This window comes from Kiloniella spongiae (assembly GCF_001026905.1).
Classification (GTDB): Bacteria; Pseudomonadota; Alphaproteobacteria; order Kiloniellales; family Kiloniellaceae; genus Kiloniella; species Kiloniella spongiae.
Map to the genome: position 1 here is coordinate 78,580 of NZ_LAQL01000003.1, position 19,595 is coordinate 98,174.

Genomic DNA, 19,595 nt, shown 5'->3' on the forward strand with positions numbered 1-19,595 from the left:
CATTCCCTTGAGTTACGTCGTCCAGCTAAGAGAGATCAGGTAAGGAATTTCTATGAGTAATCCTGCGAATACCCCCGAAAACTATCCGGCAGACTATACACCCCCGAAAGTATGGAAATGGGATAGTGAAAATGGTGGCGAATGGGCCAGTATCAATCGCCCTATCGCTGGCCCAACACATGACAAAGCCTTACCCGTCGGAGATAACCCACTACAGCTGTATTCCCTGGCGACACCAAACGGTGTGAAAGTCACGATTATGCTGGAAGAACTTTTGAGCCAGGGACACAAAGGTGCGGAATATGACGCTTACCTGATTAAAATTGGTGATGGAGATCAATTTTCCAGCGGGTTTGTTGATGTTAACCCGAACTCAAAGATTCCTGCTTTGCTGGATAACGGGGCTGAAACACCAATCAGGGTTTTTGAATCCGGTTCTATTCTACTGTATCTTGCAGAAAAGTTTGATGCATTCTTACCAAAAGATCCTGTTAAGCGTACAGAGTGCCTGTCCTGGCTTTTCTGGCAAATGGGCAGTGCACCGTATCTTGGTGGCGGCTTTGGTCATTTTTATGCCTATGCACCGTTCAAAATGGAATACTGTATTGATCGTTTTACCATGGAAGTAAAACGTCAGCTTGATGTTCTGGATCGACACCTAAGCAATAATAAGTATATGTGTGGGGATGAATACACTATTGCCGATATCGCAATCTGGCCGTGGTACGGATCTGTTGTGTTGAATAGGAGTTATGATGCCGCTGAATTCCTTGATGCCGAGAGCTACACAAATGTAATGCGTTGGGCCAAGGAAATCGATAAACGTGACGCTGTACAACGTGGCAGAATGGTCAACCGCACTTGGGGTGAGCTGGATACACAATTGCACGAACGTCACCACGCGAGCGACTTTGATTTGAAGACACAGGATAAAGTTGCTGCTGAGTAAGCTGCTTTGGTATTGACGTTATTAATATGTCAGTTTCTAGAATAGTAATATGTTAAAGAGAACCTTTCGGGCATTGGGAATAGTATTCTCAGGCTTGAAAGGTTTTTCTATTTTATTGAATTTTGGTGTGTTCACGCGCTGTTTCGTTAACGGATACACTTGCTGTAAAAATTTGAACTTCTTGTCATTAGAATAAGATAATCAAATTTGGAGAATAAAATAATCAAACCTTAATCAAAAAGGGCGTCAATTTCATCCTGAGAGATCGCTTCTTCGACTTCTATCGCAGGTCCATCCATAGCGACTTCTTCACTTGGTGTTTCTTTTGCCGAAATTTCCATACCCAGTGTTTGGATAGCTGCTTCGCCGTAGATTTCAGCCATCGTGCTGACCCTGTCTTCGACAAATTGCATCGACCGTAAAATCTTGGTGACACGTTGTCCGGTTATGTCCTGAAAGCTACAAGCTTCGAGGTTATTGGTTGCGTTGGCAACTATCTGATCACAGAGCTTATTACGGTCTTCTTCGCTGTTGTCTTCGCGCAGCTTTTCTACAACATCCAGAATTTCTTCGGAAGATTTCAGAATGCCGTTTGATGCTTCTTCGGTGTTTTTAACAAGCGCATCAAGCTGAACGGACATGTTTTCAAAGTCAGTTCGGTCCCCTTTTTTGCGCATAGTGTCGGCGAGTTCCTGGCGCAAGCGTTCTACATAGAGGACGAGTTTTTCAAGCTCTTTGTGAAGGCGTTCGTCTGTCGCGGCAAGTGCCATAGTCAAATTCGTCCTAAAATCGGTATCCCGAAGTTTATATATGGGGAAAGATATTTATATTCTCAAACTTAGAGCTTTATACCAAAATAAGTATAAATATCTATTTTAAGAATATAGTCCTTTGTTGTTCATGTAGCCTAACTGTTACTACAATACCCCTCATTCGTTAAAAAGTTTAGACCCTGGCAATTAACGCAGGGTTAAAGCAGAGTGGTTTTACCAATATTTTCTTATAAAAGTTTATTCTAAATAAGGGTCCTGGCAAAAGGATTTATGTTTCATTCAATAGACATCATTATTTTTTATAGATGTCATGTCGGACTGGGACCTACGGCACGCTTGTATAGATGCCAGGTTGCATGCCCCAGAAGAGGTAAGGTTACGAACAAGCCTAACAAACCCGCAACGATGGATGAAACAGTGAGTGCTGCGATCGTAATACACCAAAGTATCATGGTCTTTGGATTGTTTTTGACCAACCGGACTGATGTCACCATGGCAGTCACAAAATCAATGTCGCGATGATACAGCATAGGAAAGGAAATGACTGAAAAGGAAAAAACAATCAGGGCAATGATTGCGCCGACAATGTGTCCGACAAACAGGAACAATAATCCCTTTTCGGTTGTAAAGATCAGATCGATAAGTTCTGCCATGCTGAAGAGCTTGAAGCCAAAAAAACTGAGGGTGATAAAGGCAGCCATATCGAGCCAAATGAAAAGCGAAAACCCGGTCACAAGGGCCATCCAGCCGAGGTCTCTGTTAAACATGGATCCTACGACACCAAAAGCACGCCCCCAGCTAAGGGGATTATTTTCTTCCAGTTGGTGGCTGATGAAATAAAATCCACTGGCGATAAAAGGGGCAATAAGGGCAAAACCAATCGCAAGAGGGTAGACGAGATAGGGGAGTTCTAGTTCCAGTAAGAGAATGATTAGCACCCAACCACCGACAGCATAGATGCCACCAAAAAACAAACCATAGCTGATCGAGTTTAAGAAATCAGACATCCCGGCTTTTAAAATCTCGGGAATAACACTTGGCGAAAGGCTATAAACATCCGGCCAGGTGGGATTTCTTTTTTTTATCTGGGAATTATCCCTGATGGTTTGATCTTGCGTACGATCGGTTGCTGTATTTCCTTTGGGAGTATTGACCATATTTTATTTCCCTGATGACACTTGGCATCACTATTTGTTTTTGGATGCTCTTTTGATAACAGAGTAAGCCATTTGATGAGGAATTTATACTATTAATTGTTGTTTCTAACATAATTGATGAATGATTTATTGCCCGGGAAACATCCATAAGGCTTTGACTAAACGGCCTAAAGTTTTAAAACGAGTGCTATTTTAAAGGGGAAGGTAGAGGTGAACAGTTGTTCCCTGTCCAGGATAGCTTTCGATTTCCATGATACCACTGTGAGCTTCGATCAAGGATTTCACAATTGCGAGCCCAAGCCCCATGCCTTCTTGTGATAAATGCGGGTCGGTGTTTATTCGGGTAAAGGGTTGTTGCAATCTGGATAGATCGGTTTGGTCAATCCCGATCCCATTATCCGCGATAGCTATATGGGCGTGATCTTGGACAGCAGCCTCGTATCCGCTGTGTTCCGATAGACGTCCATTGGACTGATGCGCTCTCTCTATTACGATTTCGTCAAGTATAATACTTACCTTGCCATTGCGGGGCGTAAATTTGGCCGCATTCGTTAGCAGGTTAAACAAAATCTGTCTGATTGCTCTTGCATCTGCGTCTATAACCATGGTTTCCAAGGGAATAGACAGCTCTGTTTCTATGTCAGTATTTGTAAAAATTGCTGTAGTTTCTTCAAAGCAATCTTTGATTAGTTGGCAAAGAGGGAGGCTTTCCTTTTCAAGTTGTAACTGACCTGCTTCTGCAGAAGATACTTCGAGTATACTACTAATAAGGCTTAAAAGATGGTTGCCGGAGTTATGAATGTCCCGTGCATAGTGCATATATTTTTCTGAGCCAAGGGGGCCAAAATGTTCCTCGGTCAGAATTTCACTGAATCCCAAAATGGCGTTTAGTGGCGTTCGAAGCTCATGGCTCATGCTTGCCAAAAAAGACGCCTTGGTTCTGTTTGCTTTTTCTGCTTCACTCAAGGCAAGTTGAAGGGTTTGCTCTGTAATTTTGATTTGGGTGATGTCCTGAACAGTGCCGTAAGATCGGATAATATCTCCGCTGTCATTACGAATTGCTTGCCCGATCTCGCGAAGATATGCGATTGACCCATTGCTCTTGTTTATTCTGAACTCAACATCAAAGCGATCTGTTGTCCCATCATGGAAATGGGATTTATAGCGGTAGTTTTCATAATCATCCGGGTGAAGATGCTTCAGATCTTTATTTGCTGTCCAGGATCCCAACTCGACCTGACTGGCGTCCATTTCATAGATTTTCAAGAGTTCCGGTGAATAATAAAGAGCTGTGTTTCTGGTTTCGTCCCATTCCCAAAAACCTAGTTCTGCAAGGGTAACTGCTTGAGACAGGCGAAGCTGTGACTCTCGAACTTCCCTTTCCAGATTTTGCTGTCTTTTGGTTGTCTCTGCGCGAAGCAGGGTGCGTTCAAGGATTGCTGGCAAGACATCAAAGAAAACGGCTTTTGGGTCTTTGTTAATATAGCAGGTGACGCCTGCCCGGAGGGCTTCGGTGGCCTGGTATTCAGTTTCTTGCGAGGTAATAAAGACGGTTTGAAGTTGTGGGTTAACAGCAAGGAGCTTTTTAATAAGGTCAATACCAGGGCTGTCAGGTAGTGTGTGATTGACAATTACCAGAAATGCAGGCGACATGCTTTGAAATTCAAATGCTTCTTCTGCTGATAGAACAGGGGTTAGCTTATACCCCAAAGGAGTGAGGACACCTTTGACTTCTTCGACAAAAGAAGTGTCATCATCCACGTAAAGCACAGGGATCGGTAGTTGGGTTGCACAAAGCTTTTGCCATTCAAGGGAAACCAGGTCAGTCATACGTGACCCAGCCCAAATGTTTAAACTGCCGGTTATGGGAAAGACAGCCATGTTTGATTTTTGACGACATCATCGGATGTGATGGCGTTGAGCTATTCATTTTTTGTAACAACCTAAACCCTTATCAGGTTCGCGATCTGGTTTATTTTTAGTATTCCAGAAACTAGCGTGTTTGTTTTGTTAAGCTGATTCATTCGCTAATTCGTGAAACAAACACCGCTTACCTGCTTGTATTTATTATTGTGAGTAGAATACTCCATAATAGTTAAGATTATATTATATATGGAAAAAATAGATTTTTGACGATGGTTCCTTCGTTTGGTTTATTTTCAATTACGGCTCTTGACCTTGGTCAGGGAATTCTCAATAATCCCGGAGCTTCCCTATATGAATGGTAAGTAATAATGGCCACATAAGAATGGTAGCCAGAAAAACGTCAGGACATTTTAAAACATAAGGCTGGATCCGTTGTGTTCTAATAATGTGGTGTTTACCGCATTATTCTTTCCATCGGGCAATCGAGCTGGAAAGTAAAGAGAATGACCTGTTCAAAAACACCGGGCCATGGAAATTGGTCGCAAAAATCTAAAAGCTATCCCCTAAGGAATTATCGTTTCCAGCCGTCAGAGCTATTGGTTCTCGACCTGTTACGTTATTATTGCCAGTCTTATTCTGCCCCTGACTCTTTTGCTTGGGAAAAAGCATTCATCCTAGGTGAAAAAGAGCTCGGGCCGTATGATGGGGCGTGGGTTGTCAATGCAACGGCTGCTTTTATTCGAACTATACGAAACGAGCGCAAGGCATCGTTTGAGTTTATCGTATCTTGTTGTGAGATCTGTCGTCAGCAAATTTGTGTAACAGAGCTTAATGCTTTGTGGTTAATACAGGCTGCGAGGGTCGAAAATACTCTGGCGATGGAAACGGCAGGACGCCTGACCCTTGACCGGGCAGGCTATTGGTCCGGTTTGGAAGAGTTACTCGGAAAATCAAAACATTTAGGCGCTGTGTTGAATGAGGTTTTCCCCGAAGAGCGTATATCCCTTCGCAATCATTCAGATCAAAACGGGCTTTCTCGTATACAACCGACGAGAAGTCAATTTCCCAAAGGGAGGTTCTCAGGCGGTCAGCTACATTAAAATTAGGTGATTTTTGCTGTTGCGTCTAAATCAGTTGGGGCAGAAAATGATGAAGGCTGCTCCAACTAAGACTACCTCCGTACTGTTGCTGATACAGTCATTCCCTATACGCTCAGTTTGCTATTCCACCAGCTGATTGTTTCTTGGGCCGTTTGTTGAAGCGTTGGTAGATAGTTACCTGCGGCTGTTATATCCTGGGCGTGGCTTTCCATTGTTTTTGCCTGTTCCGCCAAACGAGGAGCAAACATTGAGCTGGCTGATCCTTTGATTGTATGGGCCGCATGATAAATTAACTCGCTGTCACCAGATGACAGGCCTTCTCTTAGTTTATCTATCTGGGTATTAATTGTATCTGGGGCCATCCCGATGAGTTCCGCCAAAACTTCGTCGCCTATTTGCGACCTCATGAGATCATATTCATCTTCAGAGCCGATTGGCATGCCTGTTTCATCTGGGATACTTGTCATATTCGGCGGAACCTCTTCTGTGAATTCTTCTTCGATAACAGCTTTTTGGGTGCGGGACGTAAACTGTGATGGTCGTGATGGATCAGCTTTTCGTTGCTGATTTATTATGTCTATATATTTGATGATAGTGCCTTTTAGTTGTTGCTCAGTAAAGGGTTTTGACAGCACGTCATTCATACCTATTTCTTTGAAGTGAGCATGGCGTTCTCTAAAGGCTTCGGCTGTTAGGCCAATAATAGGTATATCCGGTTGTTGTTCTCCCGCGCGAATGATCAGGGTCGCTTCCATGCCGTCCATCTGTGGCATGTGAATATCCATGAAAATCAGGTCGAAACTGGCATCTTTCAGAGCATCAACGGCCTGTTGTCCGTTTACTGCGATGGTTGGGTGATGGCCAAATTTTTCAAGAAAAGCTTTTGCAATGGTGGCGTTTACCATGTTGTCTTCGGCAACCAGAATATCGAGAGGCGGACAATCGAGTTCATCCAGGGGGATGTGTTGTTCTTCCAAAATAGTGATTTCTTCGGTGTCGGGTATATAAATTGGGAAAATAATCTCGAACTCACTGCCGATGTTGAGTTTACTTGAAACACTGATTTTTCCTCCCAGCATTTCTGCCAGGTTTTTTACAATGGCTAGACCAAGTCCCGTGCCCCCAAATTTGCGGGTAATTGTGTTGTCTTCTTGTGTAAAGGATTGAAAGATAGATTCTATCCTGTCTTCGGCTATACCTGTTCCGGTATCTCTTACACTAATTATCAAAATGTCTTGTCGTGGTGTAATTTGCTTTCTTACAGATGAAAAATCTCGGCATCGGGGATCATCAACAGCAAGTTTCTGAAGGGATAGCGTAACCCCACCGCTCAGAGTAAATTTGATGGCGTTACTGAGCAGGTTGGTCAGAATTTGGCGTAATTTTGTGCTGTCTGTCTTGATGTATTGTGGGCAGCTTTCATGAATTATTGTGGTGAGATAAAGCCCATTGTCTTCAGCAAGGGAAAGAAGTGGCGTTGTTATTGTCTCAGTCATTTCTTTAAGGTCGAAAGCGGTATGTTCCAGCTCAACGTTGCCGGTTTCAATCTTGCTCATATCAAGAATATCATTAATGATTTCTAGAAGGCTAAGCCCTGATGTAATGATGATATCCAGTTGGGTCTTCTGGTCGTTGTTAAGTTCTGAATCTCTTAGCAATTGTGCCATGCCGATCACACCGTTTAAGGGCGTGCGGATCTCGTGGCTCATCGTTGAGAGAAAACTTGATTTAGCTTCGGTTGCCTGTTTTGCTGCTCTCGAGGCATCTTCCAGTTCCTGGGCTTGTTCCAGCAGACGTTCATTAACTTTGAATAAGACTGATTGATGGGCCTTAAGGTCTGTGATTTCTGTTCTTACGGCGACAATACCGCCGGCTTTACTTTCCAGTTCACTAATTTGAACCCATCGACCATTGGGAAGTTGTCGTTCTTTGTCGCCACGCGGTAAGAGGCCATCCCGGTTCCATTTCGCTCCTTTGTCAATTTCGGATGCCTTGTCGCCTATCTTATCCCAATAGGTGTTGAGTATTTCCTGGCGCTCGGCGCCGGGTTGAAACATGTGGGCGACTTCAGGGTAAAGCTCTCTGTGGCGGGCATTGCAAAATACAAGTTTACTTTGTTCGTCATAGAGAATAAAGCCGACGTTGATATCTTCCAATGCAGAGAAGACCTGCTCTGCAACCTTTCTGGCTTTGTCTGATTTCGATGGGTCTAAGGAAGAAGGAAAGTGAGGTGGTGGTTTGAAAGTATATAACCTTGAACCATCATGAAGCGGGTGACATGTGCAGGTAATTCTTAAGCTTCCTAACCCCGCCAGGTCAAGATTGGTGATCTTGCCCGTTTCAAAGTCGCGTAGGTTTTTTCGCCAGAAAAGTTGTTGTTGTTCTGTTAAGTGTTTGCCTGCATCAACGACAATTTTGTCCATAAATAACGAGATTGGAATATCGGGTTCTATAAAGTTGTCATGTATTTCATTGAGGGAATTATTTGGAGCCTGGAGCGTTTGTTGCAGATTAGGACTGTAGCTGACTAAGAGGCCACGTTTGTTGAAAATGGCAAATGATTCAGCGGGCAAGGTTTTCTGCTCTTGGTCAGAGAGAAGAGTATCACCTGTCTTATGTCCTTGTTCCAATGGCCTGGTCATATGGTCCTATGATCTGAACATCTATCGGGCGTACAGTAACATTTTGGCGGTTAGTTCTGTGTTTTGTTCCAAATTTTAACAGTATAATTGTGATATAATTTTGATAAGAAATACTTAACTTGAATGCAACCAGTGCGATAATGTTTCTGTTGCTTTGCAATAAAGACATGATGGCTTTGTTTTTAACTGGAGCAATTTTCTGTTAATGACAGGCAAAAAGCACGTCAAGATCTTCGGAAATATTCTCCAGTTCTTCCCATGATTGTTTTACCCCTGTTTTGAGATCTGTCGGAAAATAGCCTTCGGCTTTGAGAAGTTGAAACAGTTCTTCTCTACTACCACCTGCACGGTTCAGTGTATCGGTACCGATCTCGATAAACAGGGCTGGGTGAGACTGGGAAATAATCTTTCGGGCTCCTCGTAACATTTCTAACTCAAAGCCTTCAATATCTGCTTTGATAAAGTCAATGTTGGGAAGGCTGCCATCTTGTTCTGTCAATTCTTCATCAAGTGTTACGATGCTAATTTCTTCACTTAAAATCCGACAATCAACGGTGCTAGGGTCGCCAACGAAACTTAAGCCAAAGCCAAGTGAACCAGATTTCTTAACTGGAACATTCAATGTGAAAGAACTTTTTTCCGACCCGACTGCATAGGGTTTGATCTCGACATTACCCAGTCTGTGTAGGCTAACAACTCGTGAAAGAATGGAACGGGCGTAACTGCCCGGCTCAAAAGAAATGATGCGTCCGTTAGGCGTAATCCTTGCAAATAGTTTGGCAAACTGCCCTGCATGTGCGCCGATATCAAGAATGACAGAATCTTTTTTGATATAGCGAGAAAAGGGCGCAGACAATTCTGTATGATGTTGAAAGGCAAGGGCTTTCCATGCATGTGCTAACCAGGTTAATCTTTGGCGAAAGGTCAGGTTTTCAATAATCATGACAACTCCATAAATATCAGTTTGCTGAAAATATTATCTTGTCGGGCAAAATAGCCGAAAGACCTCAGCTGGAATAAAAATAATCTCAGGAACAAAGGGATTAGTTAATCTGGGGCATTCTTATAGATATTCTTGCCTTTTGTCACGATCCTACAAAGAAGGAAGAGTGTTTTCTTGTCGTTTAATATGGATTGGTTGAATAAGCTAATATGAACGAGATATTTCAAGTTTGTTGTGGGAGCGAGGGATTTATTATGGAATATAAGGTTTTCATATGCTTCTATAGACAGGGGAATGATCGGATAGAGCTTTTATTCCCTTGAGAGCCACGTATCTTCATGAAAGTTATTCATTCTCGTAAAACTCGATTTTGAGTAACGAGACTTCTAATTCATAGGAACGGACGGTTTTGTATAGCTATCAATAATAGCCTCAATTGTTCCTTCTTTGCGAAGATCCTTTATAACATTGTCAAAATCAGGGAGTATGGATGCGTATTCTGATTTCTTGTTGATACACAGATGGATATTTATGGTGTCGACGATCACGGACGTTTTTTCTATGCGGTCTGTGTATTTGTGATCTCGTGCAAAGAAATCAAAATTGACGGTGTCTCGTATGATGATATCTGCGCGTTTATTTGCGAGTAATTTGTATGTTTGTTCCAAAGTATCAGTCCAGACGACCTTTGCATCAGGAAGCTTGCTTTTGAGCCATCCATTTCCTCTGTAATCAACCAATACAAAATTTAAGAGATCCTGGGCTGATTTTATGGCGAGGATTTCATCGCGTTTTGGGTGGTTTACATAGGTATAAATGACGATATTACCGAAAAAAACAGGTTCTTTACTGCAGACTGTATATTCAAGCCGTTCAGGAGTGGGGATGGTGATAAAAGCATCAGCGAGCCCTTTTTTGACGTTTACCTGTGCGCGTGCCCAAGGGTATCCATCGTATTGAGTTTCTATACTTAGTTTGTTTCTAAGGACTGTATTAAGGACATCAATGACAACACCTTTCATCTGTCCGTTTTCAGTCCATATCATGGGGGCGTAGTTTTCGGGAAAGGCCAGCTTCATGGGAGTGGCGGTCGCCACAAATGGTGAGAACAGAAAAAAGAAGACCAGGGGCAAAAGCTTCAAGTAATATGCTCCGTTGCTTTGCAAGTAGCTCTTTCTCAATTGTTGAGTGTACTCTTTTTGATCTTGTTTGTATTAAAAAGTTTATTTTTTGGTCAAGATTTCGAAATCTATTCAGGAATACTTTGTAGCTTGAACATGGCACGGAGAATGTTTTCATTGGAACGAATGCCCATATGTGAAAACCATTTATTAAAGAGTTCCAGTGATTTATTACTTCGATAGAGGTTTGCTAGGTGTCGGTCAACAAGGAGTTTGAAATCAAGTGACTGGCGTGCGAACATTAAGGCGTAGGGATCATAAGTGTAAAAGCGATTAACCAACTTAAGGTCATTTGGGGCGTCAGCAGCGTCAAGTAAGCCAATGAGAATGACACGATCAGCTATATAGGCATCGATCTCTCTGTTCTCCAGCGCTTCGATTCCTGTCTTAGGGTGTTTGTAAGTGATGAGCTCAACGTCAAGTTTGTCACGTTCTACGCGTTTGGTAATCGCCTCGGCTGTTAGTGTGCCATAGATAATGCCAGCTTTTTTCCCCTTGAGGCTTTTCAAGCTTCTGATCCGGCTATCATCTTTCACAAGCATTTCGGCACCAGTAACGTAGGTCAAAAGGCTAAAACTCACCTTTTCCTGACGTTTGAATGTCCAGGAAGTAGTGCCACAAACAATATCCACTTTCCCGTCTCGTACATAGTCAAAGCGATTGTCAGCTGTTATTTCGACCATTTTTAGTTCGAGATCTGGTTTATTAAGGTCCTGTTTCAGCTTCTCGTAAATTCCCTTGCAGAGATCTATTGAATAACCTTCCACATCGCCTGTTACAGTTACATTGGAAAAGGGGTGTTTTTCATTTCGATAACCAATGACAAAGCTGTTAGTTTTTTCAATTCGTTTCAGCGTACTGTCTTTTGCCTCTGCGTGAGAAATTTGGGAAAACAAGGAAAGGCCTAAGACGAGAAAAAGAACGGGTAGTGTTGCGGTTTTAGAGAGGAACTTTTTCATTTGGATCGCTCTGGCATGAATTAAAATGAAGATGAGGGCTTGTTAAGTTTGGTTAGAAGGCATCGTGAAACTGTGTGTTTACACTGACAAACGCAGCTTGTTCTTCCATGTTTATTTCGTAACTTGGTTTGAAGCTATGGTGTTGTTCTTCAGAAATGACCCGTTGATATAAATTATCGAGTACATATTGATCACCCGACTTGGTTTCCACAACGGCAACGGCATGACCAACAGGGCCGTATCGCCCGTAAAAAGTCCCGGCAACCATCCAAAGATCGCGTTGGTCATAGCCCAACAAGGCCGCTGATGTCAGATAAACATGTGCGTAATCATCGCAATCCCCGTATCCCCGGGCGATGGTTTCTCCGGGTGTTGACCAATAGTCTTTGCGTTCAGTTTTGTATTTTACATTGCGGCCAGCCAATGCATAAAGCGATTTGAGTTCTTTTACCGCATCGCTCGATTTTTCTGCCATTAGATTTCTGTACCAACTTCGCACGCGTTTTGATTTGTTTTTGTCGTAGGAGTGAAATTCTCGTAACCAACGGTGATGAAACTGAACCTGTTGTGTTTTATTCAAAAAACTTTTTGGTGCTTTGGATATGGTGACATATTTGGCACGGACATCGTCCGCTGTTGTGGCTAAAATGAGGACAGTCAATGACGTAAAAATACAGCTTCTTTTGATATTTGGAGCTGAGAGTGCCATTGATTTTCCTTGAATGATTAAAGAAAGTATAAAGTATAACGTAGCAATTCTGACCAAGTAAGTGAAGATTCAATTGTATTGCATGCAGTTTATGAAAAAAGTGGATACTCTTCTAGGGAGAATAAGGCCCGCCGTGAATTTACTCGGGCGGGCCTTTGGGTGCTGTGGAATGGAATAGGAGTGAGCGATCAGTTTGCCATACTCCACAACACACGTAAGAGGGCAATTTGTGCCATAAGAATATAGGTCATCAACATAAAGAGCATAATGTAGCGGTGTGCGTTGGACTCTCCACGTGATTTGAGGGCACGGACTCGTTGCGTCGATGTTGATAAGTGTTTCGATATTTCGTGTATTTTACGTTTTTCATTGATTTGCCAGAATTGCAGAAAAATTTCTGTTGCAATGGCGAAAATAGTTAAGGCAAGAGAGCAGGCGATTAGATAATTCAGGAATTTGGCATCATAGGCATTTGCTTTTGCGAGGAAGTAAATTGCAACAAATGACAGACTGAGGTACGCAAGAGCTTGCCATTGCTGGCGTTTGGCAAAGAGCAGGTTTTCACCGGCTTCACGATAGATCATCAAGAACTCGGCATGGCTCAGATCATCAAGGGAACTCTCTCTGTGCTCAAATTCATCTTCTTCGTCTATCATTGGGTCCTCGTTATGGAAAAGTGCCTGAAATAAGGGCTAATATGCTGGTTAGTGTTGAAGCCGCCAGTTAAGAGGAAAACATCAATGTTTTACGACCTACAGTATCGTGCCAGTAAAGGATTAATAAGTCGTTTATAAGAAGACTTCTTTGTTTTTGGTCAATGAGTTAGTCAGGAGTTAGTTCGAAATTAATATAGCAATTCCACTCTGCAATGCTTTTTACGCCTGTTCAGGTTGTTCACCATGGGAAGCAACGAGTAGAAAACTGGCGCAATTCTTGTAAGGAGTATGTGCAAGTTGTATATTATTAGAAGAACGAAGGGACAAACGATGACAGGTGTTGTAATGAGAATGAATATTCTATCCTGTTTGATTGGGACGGCATTTATTGTTTCAGGCGGTTGTTCTAAAAATACCTATCAAAAAGAAGAGGTTGTTGTGGTTTCAGAGCCAAGGCCAGCCACCTATTGTTATCGTTCGCTTGCCAATGTGGATTGCTATGAAGAGCCTGTACCGGAAGATGAGCGAACGCTTCTTGTGCCTGTAGAATAGCGGGGGCTTGGCCCGAGGCGCACTTTTATTGCCGGGATCTTTTTGCCTCTTTTAATCTGTTGCACTCATTATCACTGATTTCTCTTTCTATTCACTCGTTCACTTTCATTTGTACAGAGATCGAGACGGAATATTTGCCTGAAGATTAACTGTCCAAATTTATATGAATGGACAGTTGTCGACCTTGTTACTGCACCAGACCTTTCTGCTTTTAGCGAAAAACTTTCAATAATTTAAATTTTATTCTCGCGTGCAAGATTGAATTTCTGCGGGTTTGATAAGTTTATAGTTGATTTTGTTATGTTATTTTATATCTATCTAATTTTATAGTTGATTAATTATTGGATACTAAATAGTATCATCTAATAAATTAGATAGATGAGTGTTGAAACACTCTGCAGGGGGACATCGTGAAGAGATCGCAACTGGATTTGCATCGGTTTGAGAAGGTATTGGCTTTGCTGGATTCAGCCGTCGAAGGAGAGGCGATTGCCGCTCTGGGGCGTGCCAAGCATATGCTCGCTGGTGCAGATGTTAGCTTTAGAGAGCTAAAGGTGGGGATCTCCAGTTCTCAAGGATCAACTCAAGAACCTGTACAAGCGGTTGATACAGCCCAGGTGCAAAGACTGGAGCAGGAACTTGAATCTCTACGATGGTCCCTTGCTCGGCATGAGCTGCAAGTTGCAGCATTGCGCCAGTCGGTGGAAGAAAAATCCGCGGTGATCCAGATTGAGCAGGCAAAACGCCATGCTCAGGAAGGGGAACTGGTTGGTCTGCGAAAAGCTCATGCCGTGCAGATGGAAGAGGCTCTGAATCGAAAGGAAGACGTGGAGAGATTGACACGGGAACTGGCTCTATATCAATCTTTTGAGAAGGAAACGGGTGTCGGGCCTAAAGTCGCATTGCGTCAGCGTATGAAGAATAACGTCGGCGTAAAATCTGATCAGTCCAGGAAAGTTGCTCAGAAAACAGGACAAGAGATCAGCCCGGTAGGGGCGCGTCGACGAAGGGGGGGTGTTGATGTTGTCGCCAGTGTTACCAGCGAAATAACAAAGATGTCCTCAGAAAATGATCGCCCGGATCGGCTAGAACAGGCGGCCTTTAATCTTGTCGGCGGAGAGGATCGTTCCGTAGGAAAGGAATATCGTTGGGCGCGTCTGGAAGACAGGCATCAGGTTATGGCGGCTGTTGTAGAGGCAGGAAATGATGAAGCTGTCCCTGTTGATGGAGGAAAGGGTTCTGATACTTCAACGCTGAAGAGTAGTGAATTGGATATGAAGACGTTAAATGCGCTTGAGTTGGCAATGGGCCTGCGGGCAGAGGCTTGATTAGGCGCTTAGATCAGAATTATGGCTTCTAGAGAAAAAGATGGCGGCACCACGTCAAAAAAAATAAGCGATAAAAAAAGAGAGAGCTTGGCGAGATCAAAAGAACAATTTGCTTCTCTTCAGGAAAGCTTGCGTCAAAGTGTTGCTCAAATGGAGCAATGGGGAAGTTGGGCGCAAGACTTGATTGAAAGTCGCGATGACGAAATAGCAGCCCTTCAGGCACGTGTTGATGCGCTAGAAACCCGTTTGTTGCGAGAGGCTGGGGATGAACCCAGACTGACAAATGCGCAAAAACGCGAAGCCATAACGGCGTATTTAACTGATCCTGAACGTACAAACTGGTCAGACCGGGAGATTGCAAGACAAGTTGGTACGTCCCCCCAGACCGTTGCGAATTGGCGTCAACGCCTGTCGGTTACTTCTCGGAGAGGACAGGATCGTACAGTTATTCGCGGCGGCAAAGTTTTCAAAATGCGCACTGATAATATTGGGCAAAATAAGGGGTAAGAGTTACGCCTGTTCATAGTGCCATATTTTTTGTAGCGCGAACATTATTACGAAACAGGTTGGTTAAAGATCGACTTGAAATGCCAAATGTTTCTCTTATCTCTTCCCGTGATCTTCCATTGTTATAGGCGGAAACGACCAGGGCTTTTCGAATGCGTTCAGAAACGCCCCACGGCGAAGGGATTTCGAGGTAGCCACTGCTATCTGATAAAATCATAATTTGGTTATAGAGATGTTCTGATACTGGAAACCCAAATTTTTGAGCCAGATCATGCCAATCTTTGTTGATGTAAAGTTTTCGTCCTCCATTTATGTAGATGAATGTCATTGCTTCTTTAAAACTCACTGATTCTATTAGTTCTGAAACGAGCCAGGGAAGGGCTGCAAGCACTTGGCCCCTGTTTTCATTGAATAGATCTTCCAGTGTTTGAAACACATCTTCATCATAAATTGGTATGCCTTTGAAAATATGACGTTCCATATCGGGTTCCCTGTGCATGTGTCCGATGAATTCGTCTTATCTCATATTTTCCGATAACTTAAGGGGAATGATTCCCGTTATAGGTGTGTTTAATTTGTTGTTATTCCTTTTTACGAGCAATGTCGCTCGCTGTTCAATTTATTTTGGAGATAATAATGGATTTCACATTAACACTTAATGTTGCCCCCGGAGATCTGGACGTTATCAACGGTGCTCAACAAAAGATTGCCTTGGCAAAACCTGTTGGAAATTCCAAGGCTGACGTAATCTGGTTGGCATTTGATGCTTTTGAAAGTAATACGATTCAATGGTCAGAGGAATATTGGCTCTACGCCAGTACGGCCTCTGTCACCAAGAGTGGGACGAGAATTACCAAGCTCTCAGAAGTTCAGCCCGGGCCTGCGCTTTCAGGGTCGGTTTATCCCTTTAGTGATAACGCAACTTTTGGTACTGCGGTTAAAAATCCTGACGTGCCAACAGATACTTTTTCTGCCGTTAATAACATGTCCTATGGAAAATACCCTGCCCTGACGTTTGGTCTGTCTCAAACGGCACAGGTTAATCAGGAAATTCAGGATAGGAAGCCTATTTCTGCAAGTTCTGTTTTGGCAACCCAATCCATCCAGATTACGCCTTATACGGACATTTATATCTGGTTAGAAGGGCATTTCCAAAGCTCGACCATTGTTACAGATATCACGGGCAATAAGGCCGTTGCTAAGTTTGGCGGTGGTATCAATGAAATTGCAATGACTTATGACGGAAAAAGCGGTGTTTTCCATCAGTGATAAGCTTTAGCTCGCTACCTCAGAAGGTATTTCTGAGGTGATTTATAAGATAATCCGTTGCGGAATTATCTGTACTCTATGCCGAATACGTGCTGGTCTTGCAGGAGAGGCGGTTATGTCTCCCCGAACCCTTCCGTTGCTTTTCTGTGAGGCTGGTGCGTGCCGAAAACGAGGGAATATTATGAAACTAAAAAACATATCAAAAATGTTGCCAAAAATGATTTTTCAGGGGCTTTGCGCCCTGATACTTATTGTTGGCGCGATGATTGTTCATACTGGTACCGCATCAGCGCAAGTCGCTTGTGATGAAACACAGGATCATTGGGTTACCGTTAACGTGCCGGGTACTGATCCGGTTCAAACGGTAGAAGTTAACAGAAAGCATGTTTTCTGTGGTGAAGTGAAGAAGAAAAGAGCAAAGGGTTTTCACTCACGCCCAAACGGGGATAACCCGGAAACCGTTGATACTTCAACTGCTGGACTTACCCAGTATAGGGTTGTGGTCGATGGTGTTGAGGTTCCTACGGGCCTATATAACCTGACTAATTTTGATATTACCGATAATGGCGTTACAGCTGTGAAAGCTATTTCGACGATGTTCCCGGATCATTGCAGTTATAACGATGTTCTGACGGCGATCGCCAATGCATCAACGGGTGATGATTCCGGTCCAACATGTCGAACAATACAAGGCGCTGATTTTCCTATTCAGGTGTATTATTTACCTGACGGGCGCATCAATACGGCTTTTCCAATTGTACCTTAGTTTATAAGGTTATGATCCCAAAGGCTCGTCCGTCTTGACCTGTTGATAAGCGGTGAATGATGAGAAGGCAGGGGAAACCTGCCTTCTTTTGTAGCAAGCATCTGGATGAAATAAAGTCTGGATAAAAAATGAGGCAAAATCAGTGACCAAAGAAAACCGTATAGAAGAGTTTTTACGTACCGACGTACAGTTTGATCTACAATGGGCTGATTTGTTGATTGAAAAGGCTCAGACTGCGCTAAAGGATACTAATTATAAGTGGGAAGGTTCTGCGAATGCGAATTTCATCTGCATTGACGGAACTGGTGTTCGATTGGAGCCACTGCATGAACAGTACACAGGTGATCTGTTTTTATCTCACGATAGTTTTATCGTGACGTTGGGGAGCTGGAAAAAGAAAATCAAGGCTGGTCGGACAAAGTCCTAGGCACAACCCTAAGGCACAGTTATATGACAATGCTGTTCAGACGTTGGATAGCTAAAACTGTTCGATCATTTTACCTGGCTCGTTTGAGGAGGTGGCCAAGATTTTGTCAGAAGGTAGCAGGGCGGTAAACGGCGCTCCCGCGCCCCTCAATCCAGATGATGCTGGTATTATTATGTTGAACTTGTGCAGTTACTTATCAAATTACTGGAAGGTATAATCGGATGATTTCCCAACAACCAATGATGGTCTTCTTCTTTTGAATGGGAAGAGGGCACTGAATTCATCTGAACAAGCGATTGATAACGTATCTTTTTGAGCCTAATCAGTGTTGGGAAGTCCATGGGTTAGGCAAATGGTGCCTGACCATTCCCAAATGACCAGTTTTCGCGCTTCGTCTCGACCAGGTTGATGATGACATCGTTTCTTGGTACGCCGGGGTCATTGCTAACATTTTCTACGATTGCTTCATAAAGTACTTTTTTCTGCTCGACTGTTCTGCCTTTGGCACATGTAATTTGAATTATCACAAGGTCGTCTGAATGGGCGATGCCCATAAATGCTTCTGGACCGATCAATTCGGTGCCAGCCTGAAGCGAGGTCACAACCTGAAAATAGTCATCGGCTGGAATACCAAAGGCATCAATCAAAGCGCGGTGTACGCCCTGACTAAGTGCTGAGGGATAAAGCGGATCGTTACTGGAAGGGTGATAAATGCGGACGAGTGGCATGGTGTGCTCCTTGGTGTGTTTGAAAAAATTAAATCCGGGTGATGGCCCGACCTAGGGTTTCTGAGTAGAAATCAGTTCGATCTGGTAGCCATCAGGATCACAAATGAAGGCGATGACGTCTCGCTGGCCGTTGGTTGTGGTATAAGCCATTGGGCCGGGGCATCGAATGATTTTGACATCCATACCCGAAAGGCGTTCACAAGTGGCATCAATGTCGGACACTGCGACTGCGATATGGCCAAAGCCCGAGCCATGGGTGAATTCAACTGTGTCGTAGTTATATGTCAGTTCGATGGTGGAACCTCGAGGATCTTCGCTGTATCCCATAAATGACAGGGTGAACCGTCCTTCTGGATAATCTTCGCGGCGTATTTCACTCATCCCCAGTGCGTCCCGATAAAAGGTAATAGATCTTTCCAGACTGTTTACGCGGATCATTGTGTGAAGAATACGTGAGGGCATAAGGTCCGTATTTTGGTGCGTGAAGCTTGTGTTCATTTGCATCTCTTTCCCTTTTATATTCGGCGTCTGACAGAGTGGGAATAGCTCCGCCAGACGCAGTCCTGTTCAGATGACTAATGGTTGGTCGCTATCATTATCCAGCTGAGACTGCTTCGCCGATTTCGACATTCTTCAGAGCTTTTCCGGATATGTTCCAAGTACCATCAACGGCGTGGACGCCGTTCGACCAGATACGGTCCTTGGGCAGTGTGCCGCCAGACAGGTCGTGAAGAATTTGTGTTGCTTCACCAAAAAATGCGCTTTGAACATCGTGGTCTGCCAGGGCAAACGATGGGGTCTTGGTTTCGATCCAGGCGCCTTCGATAGGTTTCCCGCCTGCAAAGGAATGTCCTTTTTCTACGATGACAACATGGGCGGTTACATTGGGGGTCATTACCGTGTTCCCCTCCAGCCCGTGATGTTTGAGAAAAGACGTTGTGATTTTTGAGATGGCTACGGCTTCTTGCCCGGCTGAAATGACGCCGTTTGTGAGTGTAAGTGTGATGGGCATAATGTGTTCTCCATTTAACTTGCGAAATGCAATACGTAAATTGTTAGCATTACATATTGCATTTCGCAAGT

General features: G+C 43.5%; 21 protein-coding genes. 8 read left to right on the forward strand and 13 right to left on the reverse strand.

Annotated features, from left to right (window positions below):
* Positions 1 to 52: 52 nt before the first annotated feature.
* Positions 53 to 949 (forward strand): glutathione-dependent disulfide-bond oxidoreductase, encoded by an 897-nt coding sequence (yghU, locus tag WH96_RS04215; RefSeq protein WP_047762904.1) that lies wholly within the window; start codon positions 53 to 55, stop codon positions 947 to 949.
* Between the two features lie 230 nt (positions 950 to 1,179).
* Here the strand turns inward: yghU and WH96_RS04220 are convergent, their stop codons facing one another.
* The 3 genes from WH96_RS04220 to WH96_RS21110 form a co-directional block, all read right to left on the reverse strand.
* Positions 1,180 to 1,719 carry a hypothetical protein gene (locus WH96_RS04220; RefSeq protein ID WP_053005672.1) on the reverse strand — a complete coding sequence of 180 codons (540 nt, stop codon included), beginning with the start codon at positions 1,717 to 1,719 and terminating at the stop codon, positions 1,180 to 1,182.
* A gap of 311 nt (positions 1,720 to 2,030) precedes the next feature.
* The gene (locus WH96_RS04225) at positions 2,031 to 2,879 is read right to left on the reverse strand and encodes a DUF2189 domain-containing protein (RefSeq protein WP_053005673.1); all 849 of its coding nucleotides are present in this window, start codon (positions 2,877 to 2,879) and stop codon (positions 2,031 to 2,033) included.
* Positions 2,880 to 3,071: 192 nt separating this feature from the next.
* Positions 3,072 to 4,709, reverse strand: a complete 1,638-nt coding sequence (locus tag WH96_RS21110; protein ID WP_162200116.1) for a hybrid sensor histidine kinase/response regulator — start codon at positions 4,707 to 4,709, stop codon at positions 3,072 to 3,074.
* Positions 4,710 to 5,248: 539 nt separating this feature from the next.
* On the opposite strand from WH96_RS21110, the gene WH96_RS04235 reads away from it, so the two are divergent.
* Entirely contained in the window at positions 5,249 to 5,845 is a 597-nt protein-coding gene (locus tag WH96_RS04235) for a hypothetical protein (RefSeq protein ID WP_047762905.1), read from the forward strand.
* 104 nt (positions 5,846 to 5,949) lie between these two features.
* Here the strand turns inward: WH96_RS04235 and WH96_RS21115 are convergent, their stop codons facing one another.
* The 6 genes from WH96_RS21115 to WH96_RS04265 all read right to left on the reverse strand — a co-directional run bounded on the left by WH96_RS21115 (position 5,950) and on the right by WH96_RS04265 (position 12,935).
* Positions 5,950 to 8,487, reverse strand: coding sequence for an ATP-binding protein (locus tag WH96_RS21115; protein ID WP_053005675.1), 2,538 nt, complete (start codon positions 8,485 to 8,487; stop codon positions 5,950 to 5,952).
* 202 nt (positions 8,488 to 8,689) lie between these two features.
* On the reverse strand, positions 8,690 to 9,430 hold the full coding sequence (locus WH96_RS04245; protein ID WP_047762906.1) for an FkbM family methyltransferase: 741 nt from the start codon (positions 9,428 to 9,430) through the stop codon (positions 8,690 to 8,692).
* Positions 9,431 to 9,816: 386 nt separating this feature from the next.
* The gene (locus WH96_RS04250; protein WP_156176691.1) at positions 9,817 to 10,509 is read right to left on the reverse strand and encodes a substrate-binding periplasmic protein; all 693 of its coding nucleotides are present in this window, start codon (positions 10,507 to 10,509) and stop codon (positions 9,817 to 9,819) included.
* Between the two features lie 170 nt (positions 10,510 to 10,679).
* Positions 10,680 to 11,570, reverse strand: coding sequence for an amino acid ABC transporter substrate-binding protein (locus tag WH96_RS04255; protein ID WP_047762908.1), 891 nt, complete (start codon positions 11,568 to 11,570; stop codon positions 10,680 to 10,682).
* A 52-nt stretch (positions 11,571 to 11,622) separates the two neighbouring features.
* The gene (locus tag WH96_RS04260; RefSeq protein WP_047762909.1) at positions 11,623 to 12,279 is read right to left on the reverse strand and encodes a transglutaminase-like domain-containing protein; all 657 of its coding nucleotides are present in this window, start codon (positions 12,277 to 12,279) and stop codon (positions 11,623 to 11,625) included.
* A gap of 188 nt (positions 12,280 to 12,467) precedes the next feature.
* On the reverse strand, positions 12,468 to 12,935 hold the full coding sequence (locus WH96_RS04265; protein WP_047762910.1) for a hypothetical protein: 468 nt from the start codon (positions 12,933 to 12,935) through the stop codon (positions 12,468 to 12,470).
* A gap of 330 nt (positions 12,936 to 13,265) precedes the next feature.
* Between WH96_RS04265 and WH96_RS04270 the strand changes: the two genes are divergently transcribed.
* From WH96_RS04270 to WH96_RS04280, 3 genes are all read left to right on the forward strand, one after another.
* Entirely contained in the window at positions 13,266 to 13,487 is a 222-nt protein-coding gene (locus tag WH96_RS04270) for a hypothetical protein (protein ID WP_047762911.1), read from the forward strand.
* 410 nt (positions 13,488 to 13,897) lie between these two features.
* The gene (locus WH96_RS04275; RefSeq protein ID WP_047762912.1) at positions 13,898 to 14,815 is read left to right on the forward strand and encodes a hypothetical protein; all 918 of its coding nucleotides are present in this window, start codon (positions 13,898 to 13,900) and stop codon (positions 14,813 to 14,815) included.
* 21 nt (positions 14,816 to 14,836) lie between these two features.
* Positions 14,837 to 15,322: a helix-turn-helix domain-containing protein gene (locus tag WH96_RS04280; protein WP_047762913.1), complete on the forward strand. Its 486-nt coding sequence runs from the start codon at positions 14,837 to 14,839 to the stop codon at positions 15,320 to 15,322.
* Positions 15,323 to 15,335: 13 nt separating this feature from the next.
* On the opposite strand, the gene WH96_RS04285 is transcribed toward WH96_RS04280, so the two are convergent.
* Positions 15,336 to 15,803: a hypothetical protein gene (locus WH96_RS04285; protein ID WP_047762914.1), complete on the reverse strand. Its 468-nt coding sequence runs from the start codon at positions 15,801 to 15,803 to the stop codon at positions 15,336 to 15,338.
* Between the two features lie 155 nt (positions 15,804 to 15,958).
* On the opposite strand from WH96_RS04285, the gene WH96_RS04290 reads away from it, so the two are divergent.
* The 3 genes from WH96_RS04290 to WH96_RS04300 all read left to right on the forward strand — a co-directional run bounded on the left by WH96_RS04290 (position 15,959) and on the right by WH96_RS04300 (position 17,784).
* Positions 15,959 to 16,591 (forward strand): hypothetical protein, encoded by a 633-nt coding sequence (locus WH96_RS04290; protein ID WP_047762915.1) that lies wholly within the window; start codon positions 15,959 to 15,961, stop codon positions 16,589 to 16,591.
* Between the two features lie 115 nt (positions 16,592 to 16,706).
* Positions 16,707 to 17,357, forward strand: a complete 651-nt coding sequence (locus WH96_RS04295) for an EndoU domain-containing protein (RefSeq protein ID WP_047762916.1) — start codon at positions 16,707 to 16,709, stop codon at positions 17,355 to 17,357.
* A 142-nt stretch (positions 17,358 to 17,499) separates the two neighbouring features.
* Positions 17,500 to 17,784, forward strand: a complete 285-nt coding sequence (locus WH96_RS04300; protein ID WP_047762917.1) for a hypothetical protein — start codon at positions 17,500 to 17,502, stop codon at positions 17,782 to 17,784.
* A 344-nt stretch (positions 17,785 to 18,128) separates the two neighbouring features.
* Here the strand turns inward: WH96_RS04300 and WH96_RS04305 are convergent, their stop codons facing one another.
* The 3 genes from WH96_RS04305 to WH96_RS04315 form a co-directional block, all read right to left on the reverse strand.
* Positions 18,129 to 18,512, reverse strand: coding sequence for a tautomerase family protein (locus tag WH96_RS04305; RefSeq protein WP_047762918.1), 384 nt, complete (start codon positions 18,510 to 18,512; stop codon positions 18,129 to 18,131).
* A 51-nt stretch (positions 18,513 to 18,563) separates the two neighbouring features.
* Complete coding sequence (gene gloA, locus WH96_RS04310; protein WP_245629437.1) at positions 18,564 to 19,010, reverse strand: lactoylglutathione lyase; 447 nt, start codon at positions 19,008 to 19,010, stop codon at positions 18,564 to 18,566.
* Positions 19,011 to 19,107: 97 nt separating this feature from the next.
* On the reverse strand, positions 19,108 to 19,524 hold the full coding sequence (locus WH96_RS04315) for a hypothetical protein (protein ID WP_047762919.1): 417 nt from the start codon (positions 19,522 to 19,524) through the stop codon (positions 19,108 to 19,110).
* Positions 19,525 to 19,595 lie beyond the last annotated feature (71 nt).

Coding starts and splice junctions, on each gene's coding strand:
- WH96_RS04260 (WP_047762909.1), bottom strand. CDS start 12,279: ATGGCACTCTCAGCTCCAAATATCAAAAGAAGCTGTATTTTTACGTCA.
- WH96_RS04255 (WP_047762908.1), bottom strand. CDS start 11,570: ATGAAAAAGTTCCTCTCTAAAACCGCAACACTACCCGTTCTTTTTCTC.
- gloA (WP_245629437.1), bottom strand. CDS start 19,010: ATGAACACAAGCTTCACGCACCAAAATACGGACCTTATGCCCTCACGT.
- WH96_RS04265 (WP_047762910.1), bottom strand. CDS start 12,935: ATGATAGACGAAGAAGATGAATTTGAGCACAGAGAGAGTTCCCTTGAT.
- WH96_RS04235 (WP_047762905.1), top strand. CDS start 5,249: ATGACCTGTTCAAAAACACCGGGCCATGGAAATTGGTCGCAAAAATCT.
- WH96_RS04280 (WP_047762913.1), top strand. CDS start 14,837: ATGGCTTCTAGAGAAAAAGATGGCGGCACCACGTCAAAAAAAATAAGC.
- WH96_RS04250 (WP_156176691.1), bottom strand. CDS start 10,509: ATGAAGCTGGCCTTTCCCGAAAACTACGCCCCCATGATATGGACTGAA.
- WH96_RS04225 (WP_053005673.1), bottom strand. CDS start 2,879: ATGGTCAATACTCCCAAAGGAAATACAGCAACCGATCGTACGCAAGAT.
- WH96_RS04245 (WP_047762906.1), bottom strand. CDS start 9,430: ATGATTATTGAAAACCTGACCTTTCGCCAAAGATTAACCTGGTTAGCA.
- WH96_RS04290 (WP_047762915.1), top strand. CDS start 15,959: ATGGATTTCACATTAACACTTAATGTTGCCCCCGGAGATCTGGACGTT.
- WH96_RS04270 (WP_047762911.1), top strand. CDS start 13,266: ATGACAGGTGTTGTAATGAGAATGAATATTCTATCCTGTTTGATTGGG.
- WH96_RS04220 (WP_053005672.1), bottom strand. CDS start 1,719: ATGGCACTTGCCGCGACAGACGAACGCCTTCACAAAGAGCTTGAAAAA.
- WH96_RS04295 (WP_047762916.1), top strand. CDS start 16,707: ATGTCTCCCCGAACCCTTCCGTTGCTTTTCTGTGAGGCTGGTGCGTGC.
- WH96_RS04285 (WP_047762914.1), bottom strand. CDS start 15,803: ATGGAACGTCATATTTTCAAAGGCATACCAATTTATGATGAAGATGTG.
- yghU (WP_047762904.1), top strand. CDS start 53: ATGAGTAATCCTGCGAATACCCCCGAAAACTATCCGGCAGACTATACA.
- WH96_RS21115 (WP_053005675.1), bottom strand. CDS start 8,487: ATGACCAGGCCATTGGAACAAGGACATAAGACAGGTGATACTCTTCTC.
- WH96_RS04305 (WP_047762918.1), bottom strand. CDS start 18,512: ATGCCACTCGTCCGCATTTATCACCCTTCCAGTAACGATCCGCTTTAT.
- WH96_RS04315 (WP_047762919.1), bottom strand. CDS start 19,524: ATGCCCATCACACTTACACTCACAAACGGCGTCATTTCAGCCGGGCAA.
- WH96_RS21110 (WP_162200116.1), bottom strand. CDS start 4,709: ATGACTGACCTGGTTTCCCTTGAATGGCAAAAGCTTTGTGCAACCCAA.